Origin of the sequence: Pseudomonas sp. RHF3.3-3, assembly GCF_048069595.1 — a bacterium.
In the GTDB taxonomy this organism is placed as follows: Bacteria; Pseudomonadota; Gammaproteobacteria; order Pseudomonadales; family Pseudomonadaceae; genus Aquipseudomonas; species Aquipseudomonas fuscovaginae_B.
In genome coordinates this window covers 4,390,109-4,402,927 of sequence record NZ_CP182250.1, presented here as the reverse complement: position 1 = coordinate 4,402,927, position 12,819 = coordinate 4,390,109, and the positions used below count along the sequence as shown (strand labels likewise).

At 61.7% G+C, this 12,819-nt stretch carries 12 protein-coding genes; 9 read left to right on the top strand and 3 right to left on the bottom strand.

The features are described 5' to 3' along the window. Positions 1-51: 51 nt before the first annotated feature. The gene (locus ACMGT0_RS19555) at positions 52-771 is read right to left on the bottom strand and encodes a helix-turn-helix transcriptional regulator (protein WP_054056569.1); all 720 of its coding nucleotides are present in this window, start codon (positions 769-771) and stop codon (positions 52-54) included. A gap of 183 nt (positions 772-954) precedes the next feature. Between ACMGT0_RS19555 and yfcF the strand changes: the two genes are divergently transcribed. Further along, entirely contained in the window at positions 955-1,590 is a 636-nt protein-coding gene (gene yfcF, locus ACMGT0_RS19550; RefSeq protein WP_054064276.1) for a glutathione transferase, read from the top strand. 412 nt (positions 1,591-2,002) lie between these two features. Here the strand turns inward: yfcF and ACMGT0_RS19545 are convergent, their stop codons facing one another. Beyond that, complete coding sequence (locus tag ACMGT0_RS19545) at positions 2,003-2,503, bottom strand: hypothetical protein (RefSeq protein WP_054060647.1); 501 nt, start codon at positions 2,501-2,503, stop codon at positions 2,003-2,005. Between the two features lie 543 nt (positions 2,504-3,046). After that, positions 3,047-3,901, bottom strand: coding sequence for a LysR family transcriptional regulator (locus ACMGT0_RS19540; protein WP_054060648.1), 855 nt, complete (start codon positions 3,899-3,901; stop codon positions 3,047-3,049). A 108-nt stretch (positions 3,902-4,009) separates the two neighbouring features. On the opposite strand from ACMGT0_RS19540, the gene ACMGT0_RS19535 reads away from it, so the two are divergent. From ACMGT0_RS19535 to ACMGT0_RS19500, 8 genes are all read left to right on the top strand, one after another. After that, positions 4,010-4,651 (top strand): FMN-dependent NADH-azoreductase, encoded by a 642-nt coding sequence (locus tag ACMGT0_RS19535; protein WP_054064275.1) that lies wholly within the window; start codon positions 4,010-4,012, stop codon positions 4,649-4,651. 371 nt (positions 4,652-5,022) lie between these two features. Continuing rightward, a complete protein-coding gene (locus tag ACMGT0_RS19530) occupies positions 5,023-5,814 on the top strand; it encodes an SDR family NAD(P)-dependent oxidoreductase (RefSeq protein ID WP_054064274.1) in 792 nt (263 codons plus the stop codon). A gap of 273 nt (positions 5,815-6,087) precedes the next feature. After that, positions 6,088-6,756, top strand: a complete 669-nt coding sequence (locus ACMGT0_RS19525) for a GntR family transcriptional regulator (RefSeq protein WP_054060653.1) — start codon at positions 6,088-6,090, stop codon at positions 6,754-6,756. Positions 6,757-6,827: 71 nt separating this feature from the next. Further along, positions 6,828-7,634: an ABC transporter substrate-binding protein gene (locus ACMGT0_RS19520; protein WP_054060652.1), complete on the top strand. Its 807-nt coding sequence runs from the start codon at positions 6,828-6,830 to the stop codon at positions 7,632-7,634. Positions 7,635-7,646: 12 nt separating this feature from the next. Continuing rightward, the gene (locus tag ACMGT0_RS19515) at positions 7,647-8,423 is read left to right on the top strand and encodes an amino acid ABC transporter permease (protein ID WP_054060651.1); all 777 of its coding nucleotides are present in this window, start codon (positions 7,647-7,649) and stop codon (positions 8,421-8,423) included. Positions 8,424-8,425: 2 nt separating this feature from the next. Beyond that, positions 8,426-9,205, top strand: a complete 780-nt coding sequence (locus tag ACMGT0_RS19510) for an amino acid ABC transporter ATP-binding protein (RefSeq protein WP_054064272.1) — start codon at positions 8,426-8,428, stop codon at positions 9,203-9,205. Between the two features lie 71 nt (positions 9,206-9,276). Then, positions 9,277-10,887 (top strand): gamma-glutamyltransferase family protein, encoded by a 1,611-nt coding sequence (locus ACMGT0_RS19505; RefSeq protein WP_273820921.1) that lies wholly within the window; start codon positions 9,277-9,279, stop codon positions 10,885-10,887. A 739-nt stretch (positions 10,888-11,626) separates the two neighbouring features. Beyond that, on the top strand, positions 11,627-12,793 hold the full coding sequence (locus ACMGT0_RS19500) for a hypothetical protein (protein WP_160320669.1): 1,167 nt from the start codon (positions 11,627-11,629) through the stop codon (positions 12,791-12,793). Positions 12,794-12,819: the final 26 nt, after the last annotated feature.

Sequence of the window (12,819 nt, the reverse complement as noted above, 5' to 3'; positions counted from 1 at the left end):
CGGGGGGATCGCACGCTGCAATCCCCTCGCCGGTCCGCTGGCAGGAGACGGTTACACGGGCGTTGCCGGCACCACCGGCGCCGGCGCTTCCTCTGCCGCGTACATCCAGCGCATCAGCGAGTGGCGTCCGCTGATGCCCAGCTTGATGGACGCGCGCTTGAGGTAGCTCTCCACGGTATTGACCTTCAACTGGAGCATTTCGGCCAGCACCGGTGCCGTGCGCCCGGACAGCAGGCCGACGCAGACGTCCGTTTCACGGTTGGACAGTGTCAGCCCCGACTGCGCCAGGCGGTCGACAAAACGCAGGCGCAAGGCCTGCAGCCCCTGGCTCTCCATGTCGTCGAGTTGGCCGGGCTGGCTGTCCAGCGGGGGCGACAGGGGTTGCAGGGCGCTGATGTGCTTTTCAACCATCGGCAGCAGCAGCGGGGAGAAGTCCTGCAGGATGCTCCTTTCCTGTGCGGAGAACTGCTGCGACTGGTTCGAACGGTACACCGAGAGGGTGTAGCTGCAGTCATCCTTGCGCCGGGTCAGGTGCAGGGCCGATTCCTTGGCGTTGGACGCCGGGGAGATCGGTTCGCCATGGGTGATGACCTGGCTGCCGGCATGGGCCGATAGGGGGGTGGTTTGCGGGTGTATCGGCAGCTTGCGGATGTGGGTGGCGTCGACTGACAACTGGGTGAGAATGAGGTCGTGCAACATCCGCGGAAAACGGCGACTGCCAGTGCTGGCGATGACCTTGCCAATTTGCGGGAAAAGCTGTTGTGAGTTCATCGATTCATCCATGAGTTTCAAAATCCGGAACATTTGCTTACCAGGAAACGAGCCTGGAGCAGCGGCCTTTACCATAGCCCAATTCCCAGTATTCCGCTCGGGAATACGCCCATGAAAATCGTTGATTTCATTTGTCCGGGCAGATCCCGTAGCGTGTCGCTCTCATTCCAAGGAGAGTCTGCCGTGAACGATGCCCGTCTGCGTTTGTATGTCGATGCCCAGTACACCAGTCCCTATGCCCTGTCGGTATTTGTCGCGCTGCGGGAAAAGGCCCTCGAATTCGATCTTCACCCCCTCGACCTGGACGCCCATGAGCAGCAGTCGCAGGCGTACGCCGGCTTGTCCCTGACCCAGCGGGTGCCGACCCTGGAGCAGGGGGGCTTCGCGCTCTCCGAGTCCTCGGCGATCACCGAGTACCTGGACGAACTGTTCCCGCAGGCACCGCTCTATCCACGCGATGCCCAGCAGCGGGCCCGGGCGCGGCAGGTGCAGGCCTGGTTGCGCAGCGACCTGCAGGCGCTGCGCCAGGAGCGTTCGACCCTGGTGATCTTCTATGGGCGCAAGGCTGGCCCGTTGTCGGCCGCCGGCGAGGCGGCGGCGCGCAAGCTGATCGAGGCGGCGCAGGTTCTGCTGGGGGATGGCAGAGAGTACCTGTGCGGCCAATGGTCGATTGCCGATGTCGACCTGGCGCTGATGCTCAACCGGCTGATCCTCAATGGCGACCCGGTGCCCGCCGGGCTGGCCGACTATGCCCGCCGCCAGTGGCAGCACCCGGCGGTGCAGGCGTGGGTGGCGCTGGAACGTCCGGCCCTGGGGTGATACAGGGGGCCTCCTGGCTCAACGGCTGGATGGCGCCAGCAGGGTTCTGACGACCTCGATCTCGGGGGCCACATGGCGGGCGCCTGGAAGCGCCAGCAAGGGGTGCTCCGGTCGGCTGGCAGCGGCACGGCCGACGATCAGCGTTTCGCCCCGCCATTGTCGGAACAGTTCGAACAGCGGTATCGATGCACAGGCCTTCGCTGAACGAAATGATGCTGCCGGATAACCGGTCGCCGTTTTTCAGCAGCAGCGTGTCGGCCAGTGCCGGCAGGGTTTCGTAGAGATAGAAAAAGATCACACCGATGCCGCAGAGCAACTTCAGCGGGCTGATCATGCTGGTGTCCTTGCCCCAGGCCGAGGCGGTAGCCAGCCACGCTCAGGGAGCGTGGCCTGGTGAGTGGCCGCGAGGCGATCAGGACAGCGCGATGCCGAGCCGGCCGACATACTCGGCCATCTTCGGATCGTTTCTTATGCCTTCGAGGAACTCCTGATGGAGCTTTTCGTTCATCGAGCGGGAGTTGAGGGCGGCGTAGGTGGACTCCTCGTCGACAAGACCGTTTCGTTCGTACAGGGCATCCATGTGGGATTGCAGCAGGTTGAAGTATTCATCTCTTTCCCCAGACGAAAGATTCGAAAACTTTCCATCCATGAACATTGATGTTCCATCTGGCCGGGTTATGACTTGGATCGCGAATTCACCCGACCATCCTGGCATCGCACCCACAGGAACAGGCGGATCCATCGCATCGGACATCTCGGCGCCAGCGGCGCTGATGCTGACCGGGTCAGAAGTGTTTTTCGTATTGCCGGGAGTTTCCAGTGAGAAGCCTTTCTGGCCTTGTTCTTGATGTGTCACTGATTTGGCCGTGGATGGATTGTATGTAGAGAGTGATAAACGGCTGTTGATGTTCATGAGGGTACCTTGCGTAAGAGGTTTTGTGTTCTTTCGGTTTAGGTTGTGCGGTTTTAACTCCAGATGCGGTTTGGCGTCAGGATAAAGAGCGCCCTATCTGCCTGCCGTATTGGGCTGGCGATGGCGTCGCTCTCTCGGTTGCAAGAAAGTTGGTGCTGCTCTTTTGTAAGCGGATATTTAATATCTTTTGCTGGGACTTAATAACTGGCCGAATGGATGGGTTCTTTATTATTTTGAAGTAATAAAGGTTGTTCTGAGGTTGTGCGGGAATATGTGTGGGAAGTGGCTGTAGTCTTGATATTACAAAAGAAGGTTGCACACTGGACGCAGTGGAGGTTTGGCCTGTTTTCCAGGATTGAGGACCTATTCGCGGGCAAGCCCGGCTCCTACGGGAAGGTGTCGTAGGCAAGCTCCGTGAACGACGCCACCTTGGCGCCGGGCATGCTTGTCTTTGATCTACCGGCCCCGTTTCTGACAGGGCCGCGGCGAGAGCCTATGGAGGGGGCCGCCAGACCCGGAAGCAGCGGCCTTGTTGAAAGTCGCTCAAGCCCTGCGCGTGGAGCAATATTCCACAATCAGCCGAGTGACCGCCGCCACGATCGCCTGATCCGCTTCAGGTGAGGTGAACAGCCGAAATTGCACATCCGGCAAATCCGGCAGCCCCTGCTCGGCTCCAAGCACCGCCAGCCCTTGCCCTACCTGGCTGAGTGTCATGGGGGCGATTGCGAAGCCTGCGAGCGCCGCCGCCCGCAACCCGGCAGCGCTGCTGCATAACAGCGCCGTGCGTTGGGCGATGCCCGCCTGGGCCAGCCGCGTCAGTGCGGCCTCTCGATAAGGGCACGGCTCCGGGAACAGCGCCAGCGGCAACGGTGTCGGTAAGGCGGTGGCGGCCTGCGCTGGCCAAGCCCACACCAGTGGTTCCTGCCACAGCAGCAGCCCCGCTTCGCCGGTTTCGCACAGAGAACCGATGACCAGTTCCAGATGGCCTTGTTTCATCAGGCTCAGCAACGTGCCCGGAATGCCCACCTGCACATCGATCTCCAGGCCCGGGTACTGCGCCGCGAAATCCTGAAAGGTGCGCAATAACCGCGATTCGACAAAATCCTCGGACACCCCGATCCGCAGCCGTCCGTGAAACGGCGTACGCGTCAGTTCTGCCCAGGCATCACGGTTCAACACCAGGATCGTACGCGCATAGGAAACCAGGCGTTCGCCATCGGGAGTCAATTGCTGGGAGCGGGTGGTACGCGTCAACAGCGGTTTGCCAATCTGTTCTTCCAGCCGCCGCACGTGGCCACTGACTGCCGACTGCGTGAGGTGCAGCTTCTGGGCGGCACGGCTGAAACCTTCTTCATCGACGACCGTGACAAATGTCTTGAGCAGCAGCGTATCGAACATAGTTGTATTCGTGATGAATGTCGTATTTATTTACGATTTATATTTTAAATCAAGCTATGTTGCAATGCGCGTATCGGTTCTGTTCACCCCCAACCCCCGAGGCGCGCCATGACGACTCTTCTGCATATTGAATGTTCTCCCCGCAAGCAACGTTCGGCTTCCCTTGAGGTGGCCCGCAGGTTCATTGCGCGTTATCAGGAACATGCCCCGGATACCGAACTCATCACGCTCGACCTTTGGCAGATGGCGTTACCGGAGTTCGACGACCTGGCCATGCAGGCCAAATACGCCGGGCTCAGTGGCACGCCCTTGACCCCCGCGCAACAGGACGCCTGGGACACCTTGAAAGCGTTGGCCAGTCACCTGCACCGCGCGGATGTGCTGGTGATGTCCGTGCCGCTGTGGAATTTCAGTATCCCGTACAAACTCAAGCACTTCATCGACCTGGTGTCGCAGAAAGACATCCTGTTCAGTTTTGACGCGGAGCGCGGCCTGCAAGGCATGCTGTTCAACAAGACCGCTGTGGTGATGTACGCCCGAGGCCTGGATTTTTCGGCGCAGTCGATCACGCCGGCCACACGCTTCGATTTTCAGAAGCCTTATGTGGAAGCCTGGCTGAAGTTTGTCGGCGTGATGGATGTGCATTCGGTGATTGTGGAGAAAACCATCCTGGGCGAAGAGGTTGATCGCAGCGCACGCGAAGCCGCGGTCCAGCAGGCCAGGGGTTTGGCAGACAGTCTGTGTCGCTGACGTTTCAGGAGCTTGATGGGCTTCAATTGAAAAAATCCCACTAGGCTGTGTACGAAATTGTTTGAAACGCAGGTTAGGCAAGGCAAAAACCGGCGAGGAAGCGCAGTTGACTGGTTGTCAATGAGCATTCCGAGCCGGTTTTTAACGCCGCATAACCAAGTTTCAAGCGATTTCGTACATAGCCTAGACTCTTTCGTGCGCCTTAACCCGTGCATCCATCTTGTGTCGGACGATTCGTCTGTTGTGACCGGTACGGCTGCGCCGGTCGGTGGTGGCGCCTCGATTGCGCGTATGTGAACCCGTTGGCGGCATCCCGTTGTTCAAGACTCGGTGCCGTCCTGTCTACTTCACCCACGAAAAAGGAGTCACCGATGGACCTGAATCTGAAAGGCAAACTCGCGCTGGTCAGCGGGAGCACGGCCGGCATTGGCCTGGCGATCGCCAGCACGTTGGCGCAGGAGGGCGCCCGTGTCATCGTCAACGGCCGCTCCCAGTCGTCTGTGGACGATGTGGTTGCGCAACTGAAAGCGCAGACCGGTGGCGATGTGCAGGGGTTCGCGGGCGATCTGAGCACGGCCGCCGCAGCCGAAGAGGTCGCACGACGCTATCCGCAGGTGGACATTCTGGTCAACAACCTGGGCATCTTCGAGCCCAAGCTGTTTGAAGAGATCCCTGACGCGGACTGGCAACGTTTCTTCGATGTCAACGTGCTGAGTGGTGTACGCCTGGCTCGCCTGTTTCTGCCGGCGATGAGGCGGGCCGACTGGGGGCGTATTATTTTCATCTCGAGCGAAAGCGGGGTGCAGATTCCGGTCGAAATGATCCACTACGGGGTGACGAAAACGGCGCAGCTTGCCGTCTCGCGTGGCTTGGCCGAGGCCGTTGCCGGCACGGGCATTACCGTCAACAGCGTCCTGCCGGGGCCGACGAAATCGCGCGGAGTGGGCGAATTCGTCGAGACCCTTGCCAAAGCCGAGGGGCAATCGTTCGAAGCGTTCGAAAAGGCCTTTTTCGAGAAGGTTCGCCCCACCTCGCTCATCAAGCGATTTGGCTCACCGCAGGAGATTGCCTCCCTCGTGGCCTATCTGGCCAGTCCGCTTTCGTCGGCCACGACGGGCGCTGCGTTGCGAGCCGATGGGGGCGTGATAAAGAGCGCTTTCTAGACCCACGCCGGCGTTGAGCCGGCGTCTTGCTCCTTGGCTTCGGGACGAGGCGGGCCACGGACTGTTACCCAACCGCCAACCTGCACACTCGCGGTGCACTCCGTGAGCCATTCGGTAGCACTCACCTCTGTTCCCCCTCAACCGTCCATCTCCCATTTGCGAAGCTCTTTCCCTTCCCTATCAGTCCCTTAAACCTCCGCCCTGCAACCTGGCACACAGTTTGCTGTTTTGCATCCATGGATAATTGGATACAAAAATACAAAAGGTGCCGTCATGCAATTCGCTCCCGCCTATGTAGACCGTCAGCCCCAGACCGCCGAGGAGGAGGCCTACAACTTCCTGCTGCAGGCCATCTGTAACGGCCGCTACCGCCAGGGTGACCGCCTGATTGCCGAGGACATCGCCACGGAAATCGGCATGAGCCGCATGCCGGTGCGCGAGGCCTTTCGCCGCCTCGATGCCCAGGGCCTGGTGACCCTGCGCCCCAACCGCGGCGCGGTGGTCAGTGGCCTGGATATCGATGAGCTGCATGAGGTATTCGAGATGCGCAGCGCCCTTGAGGGCCTGGCGGTGCGGATCGCTGTCGGCCGTATCGGCGAGCGTCAACTGGCGGCGCTGGAGCGCATGCTCGACGAGATGGACGACTATCGCGATGACGGTGCGCAGTGGGTCAGTCGCCATCGCGCTTTCCACGAACATTTGTGCAGCTTCAGTGGTCGCCCGCGGCTGATGAAGCAGATTTTCGCGCTGTACTCGCTGATCGAGGCGCCCATGCGCCTGTGGCTGCAGCACGGCGAGAAACCCCTCAGCGCCCGCGATGAACACGCGGTGATTCTCGATGCGATCCGCTCCGGTGATGCGGCGAAGGTCGAAGCCGTGGTTCGCGAGCACATCGAGGGCACCGTGCCGGCGCTGATCCAGTTCCTGCAATCGGAAAAATAGAGGCGGGTCCGAACCCGCCCGTGTGTTGACTTTGAATCCTGCCGTTTTCCAACGAAGTGGAGTGTCTGGTCATGCATTTACGCCGTGCCTTGCTGCTGGCTGTTTCCCTCGGGCTGTCCGCGCAATGGGCCGCCGCCGCGCCCCAGGTGCCGGAGCGCCTGAAGTCGGTCGAAAAACTCACTTATTGCTCGGGGATGGATTCGCCACCCCTGGTGTCCTTCGACGAAGCGCAGAAGCCCCGCGGGCTGACCGTCGACCTCGGCCTGGAGATCGCCAGGCGCCTGGGCAATAAACCGGTGCAGTGGCGGGTGATTCCGTTCTCCGGCCTGGTGCCGGCGCTGCTCGCCGGGCAGTGCGACATGATCGTCGACCAACTGTTCGACAAGCCCGAACGGCGCCAGGTGATCGATATCGTCAACTACATGTACTCCAGCCAGGCGGTGGTGGTACCCAAGGGCAATCCCAAGGGGCTCAAGACCCTGGACAGCCTGTCCGGGCACAAGGTTGCGGTGCTCAACGGTTCCACCATCAAGACCCTGCTCGACGCCCAGAACGACAGCCTGACCAAGGCCGGCAAGGCGCCCATGAAGGTGGTGGTCTACAACACCGACACCGACGCCTTCCAGGCCCTGCGCATCAACCAGGTGGATGCCTACGGCACCACGGTCGAGACCGCCGGCTACTACGCCGCGATGGCGCCGGACCTGTTCGAGGAGGGCGTGCCGGCCTTCAGCCGCATCCTTACCGGCCTGGGCATCCGCAAGGACGACGCGCAACTGAGCGCCGCGGTGCAGCAGATCGTCAACGACATGCGCAGCGATGGCAGCTACGCCAAATTGCTGGGCACCTGGCATGTCAGCAGCGACACCCTCGACTGAGGAACAGCATCGATGAACTTCAACTGGGATGTGTTCTGGCAGTACCTGTTGCAGCCCAGCGGGGTGTACCTCACGGGGCTGTGGCTGACCTGCCTGATCGCCGTGCTGGCCATGCTGCTGGGCTGCGTGCTGGGTCTGGCGGCGGCGCTGATGCGCCTGTCCGGCAACCCGCTGCTGCAATGGCCGGTACGCTTTTACGTGTGGCTGATGCGCGGCACGCCGTTGCTGGTGCAGATCGTCTTTCTCTACACGGCACTGGCTGCGGGGGGCGTCTTTCGTTTCGAGGATATCTCGCTGTTCGGCCTGGTGGTGCCCGGCAATATCCAGGCGGCGATCATCGCCCTGGGCCTGAATGAAGGCGCCTACATGGCCGAGATCATCCGCGCCGGCATCGGCGCGGTGGACAAGGGCCAGTACGAGGCCGGGCGGTCCCTGGGCATGACCTTCGGCAAGCTGATGCGCCGCATCGTGTTGCCCCAGGCCTTTCGGGTGATCGTGCCGCCGATCGGCAACGAGTTCAACGTGATGCTGAAGAACACCACCCTGGTCAGCGTGATCGGCGTGCAGGAGCTGTTGCTGAGCACGCAGATGGTCACTTCGGCGACCTTCCGCGTGTTCGAGCTGTACCTGGTGGTGGCCGTCTACTTCCTGCTGCTGACGACCTTGTGGGGCTTCTTCCAGCGCTGGCTGGAAAGCCGTTCCGGTCGCTCCGACCGGCCGGACTCGTCGCCACCGGCCGCCAGCCGGATGTTCGGCCGCGGCTCCCTGAAACTGCTGAGAGGACGTTGAGCATGGCGCACAAAAGCGAAGAGCTGGTGATCGAGGCGCTGGACATTCACAAGTCCTTTGGCAATCTGCCGATTCTCAAGGGCGTGTCGCTGCAGGTCCGGCGCGGTGAAGTGGTGGTGCTGATCGGCGCCTCGGGCTCGGGCAAGACCACCTTCATCCGCTGCATCAACCTGCTCGAAGACATCCAGGGCGGACGCATCCGCGTCAACGGCCATGCCATGGGCTATCGCGAGCGTCCCGACGGCAGCCGGGTGCGCGACTCCGAGCGCAATATCGCTCGCCAGCGCCGGGACATCGGCATGGTCTTCCAGCGCTTCAACCTGTTCCCGCACATGACCGCGCTGGAAAACATCATCGAGGCGCCGATCCAGGTGCTCGGCGTGCCCAAGGCCGAGGCCCTGGAGCAGGCCAGGCAACTGCTGGCCCGGGTCGGCCTGGCGGACAAGGGCGGGCATTACCCGTCGATGCTTTCCGGGGGCCAGCAACAGCGGGTGGCGATTGCACGGGCCCTGGCGATGAAACCCCAGGCGATGCTCTTCGACGAGCCCACCAGCGCCCTCGATCCGGAAATCGTCGGCGAGGTGCTGCAGGTGATGAAGGAGCTGGCCGAGGAGGGCATGACCATGGTCGTGGTCACTCATGAAATGGGTTTTGCCCGGGAAGTCGCCGACCGCGTGGTGGTGCTCGACCAGGGCGAACTGATCGAGCAGGGCCCGCCGGAACAGATCTTCAACCATCCGACCCATGCCCGTACCCGGGCCTTTCTCAGCCGCGTGCTCTGAGTCTGTTCGTCGAATTTGTCCGCGGTGCGTTGCCGCGGCCCATGAATGCCCCTATTTCAAGAGCCTTTGTCATGTTGAATCTCTCTGCCCATGAATATCCCTATCCGTCGCAGCGCCAGAGCGTCTTCGCCCGCCGAGGCATGGTTGCCGCCTCCCAGCCTTTGGCAGCCCAGGCTGGCATTGAAATGCTGCACAAGGGTGGCAATGCGATTGATGCCGCAATCGCCACGGCTGCTGCACTGACCGTGGTCGAACCGACGGGCTGCGGGATTGGCGGCGATGCCTTCGCCCTGGTCTGGACCCGGGGTCAACTGCATGGTCTCAACGCGAACGGCCAGGCGCCTGCCGCGCTCGACAGGGCGTCGGTCAAGGCGGCCGGCCACGCCGAGATGCCGCTCTACGGCTGGACCCCGGTCACCGTCCCCGGCTGCCCCTCGGCCTGGGCGCAGTTGTCGCAGCGCTTCGGCAAGCTGCCGTTTGCCGAGCTGCTGCAACCGGCCATCAGCCTGGCCCGCGACGGCTTTCCGGTGTCGCCGGTGGTCGCCCATCAATGGCAGATCGCGCTGAACGAATTCACCCCGCACCGCGACGGCGTGCTGCAGGCCTGGTTCGACACCTTCCTGATCGACGGCCGCGCCCCCAGGGCCGGTGAGCTGTTCAGCAATCCGGCCCAGGCCGATACCCTGGCGGAACTGGCCGCCACCCGCTGTGAAAGCTTCTACCGCGGGCCGCTGGCCCAGCGCCTCGACGCCCACTCACGCGCCACCGGCGGCTACCTGCGCGCCAGTGACCTGGACGGTTACCGCGCTCAGTGGGTCGACCCGATCCATATCAACTACCGGGGCGTCGACGTCTGGGAAATCCCTCCCAGTGGTCAGGGCCTGGTGGCGCTGATGGCGCTGAAGATCCTCGAAGGCTTCGACTTCGACCATCGCGACAGTCAGCAGACCTGGCACCGGCAGTTGGAGGCGATGAAGCTTGCCTACAGCGACGGCCTGCACTACATCACCGACCCGCAGCACATGCGCGTGGCGGTGCAGCAATTGCTCAGCGACGACTATGCCCGGCGCCGGCGCGGACAGATCACCGAACGGGCCCAGTCGCCCAAACCGGGCGACCCTCATGCCAGCGGCACGGTCTACCTGGCGACAGCGGATGCCGAGGGCAACATGGTCTCGTTCATCCAGAGCAACTATCACGGCTTCGGCTCGGGGGTGGTGCTGCCGGACAGCGGGATCGCCCTGCAGAACCGCGGGCAGGAGTTCAGCCTCGACCCCGCGCACGCGAACTGCCTGGTACCGGGCAAGAAAACCTTTCACACCATCATTCCCGGATTCCTCACCAGGAACGGGCAGGCGCTGGGACCGTTTGGCGTGATGGGCGGCTACATGCAGCCGCAGGGGCATGTGCAGATGGTGATGAACCTGGTGGACTTCGGGCTCAATCCGCAGGCGGCCCTGGATGCTCCACGCTGGCAGTGGCTGGGCGGTAACAAGGTCGGGATCGAGCAGGGCGCGTCGCGGGATCTGATCAATGCCCTGGCGCGCCGGGGGCATGAGGTGGTGGTGGCCAGTGACCTGACCGACTATGGGCGCGGGCAGATCATCTTGCGCGACCCGGTGAGCGGAGTGCTGTGGGGCGGGACGGAGCCGCGGGCGGATTCGGTGGTGGGGGTTTGGTAGAGGCGTCCTCGTTGCCATGGTTCGGGGCATCGTCTGCAGTCTTGCGCCTGGCCATGGGCAACCCCCAGGACCTCATCCTGGGCAGCAGCCATCAGCCGATCGGGAGCGCAAGCCAGCAGATCCCGGGGGCGCTTGCCACCGAGCATGCTGTTGTCGGAGCGGAACCAGTAGGCCATACCCCAGCTGTCCTTATGACCGGCAAACACCTCGAAATACGGCCCGCACAGGGCTGCTTGAGTGGCTGGTCAGCGTTTGCAGCCAAGCCATCAGGCGATGTAGGCGACGGGCGGTAGCAAACCCCTTCGGAAAAAATTCGACAGAGTAATGGCGCTTGGCTATACCCAATCGGCGGGTTGAGCCTTCGCCCCTCGAGGCCGCTTTCAGGCACGTCAGTGTGGGGAGAAATCTTCCTGATCACCAAGCATTTCAGCGTCAAGCAATCGAGCTCTTCAATCGCAACGGTTCCCTGCCAACCGTGCCGGGAATCTGGTTCGTAGCCCCAGGCCATGGAGGCCAATGATGCGTTTGCCAATGACCCGTGTGGACTCGCTCCACTTATTGCCGAATCTGCCAAAAACCGACCGACACCTGCCTGGTGTGCTGGCTGAGCGACACCCCGTCCCCCTGTCCCCCTAGATCGGCATGCGTTACTTGCCGTGAGGCTGCGTCGCTAAGCCGCTGCCTTCGCGGATGTCGTGATGACTTCAACTATCACTCGTTCAAAGTGTGAGGACTTCTTATGGCTGTCAAAAATGATTTTCTCGTTCGAAACAATCTGAGTGACACAGGGAAACTGCCGCGTTCGGGGAGCTGGACCGGAAGCCCGGATATTCTGGTCGCCGGCCAGAGTGCCTTGTCGACTCAGGAGATGATTTCCAAGTACGGCCAGGCTTTCGACCAGGACGTGAAGGAGTATTTCACCAACAACTTTTATGTCCGGGCAAAGAACGTCAGCGCTGCAAAAGCCACGCAGAACGTGTACCTGTTCCGGGTGCCGCAGAATCTGTTCCTGGCACCGAACGTCTGGTACAACGAAGACAACCTGATGGTCTACACCTCCGTTGTCCCCGACCCCAACGATCCGACCAAAACCATAGAAGTCCGACAGGACTACCAGACCCTCAGCGCCGCCCCCAACGAGATCGTCGCCACCAATGCCTTCACCTGGAAGCCGCAGACCACCGAACATCATTGCCTGGTCGCGGTGATTGCCGACAGCTTCGATGCGGTCAACGCGCAGTTTCCCTCCGGCGTCAATTCCAGCGTCGACCAGTATGCGGCGTGGATCTATGCCAACCGCAACCTGGGCTGGCACAACGTGAACATCCAGGCGGTCACGGCCTCGGATGTCTATGAGCAGCAGATCAGCCTGAACCAGACCTGGGACGATGCCTTGTTCACCTGCTCGATCCAGGTCACCAATGTTCCGGTGGGGGCGGTGGTGGGGTTCACCTCGAACAACAACACCAAATGGGGCGACTCCATCGCGGTAGGAGACACCACCGTTCCGGAGAAACCGGGGGCCAAGGACCCGAACATCAACCCCAACTTTGTCGTCGGCACCAATGTGAAGATCCAGGGCGGCTATGCCGGGAAAGTCACCTTCTATATCAATTTCAAGGGCAAGCCCAAGCCGGCGAACTTCTCCATGCAGTTCGTGGTCACCAACGCCCCTGAACTGTCTGCCGCCGCGCGCGCCAGCGTGAGCCATCTGCTGGAGCAGGACTCGAATCTGGAAAATCACTACCGGCGTTGCAACTTCGATGAGCACAGCATTTTCGTGGACCCGAAAAACGGTGAGCACTACCTGGGCTATGAGGGCTACAGGACGCTTTTGAGCGTACAGCCGACGCTGGTGACCATCGTCGGCTCCAACGGTGTCATTCCCAACGGCGGTTTCCGCTAGGGCTCAGGTCAATCCAAGGAGGAATG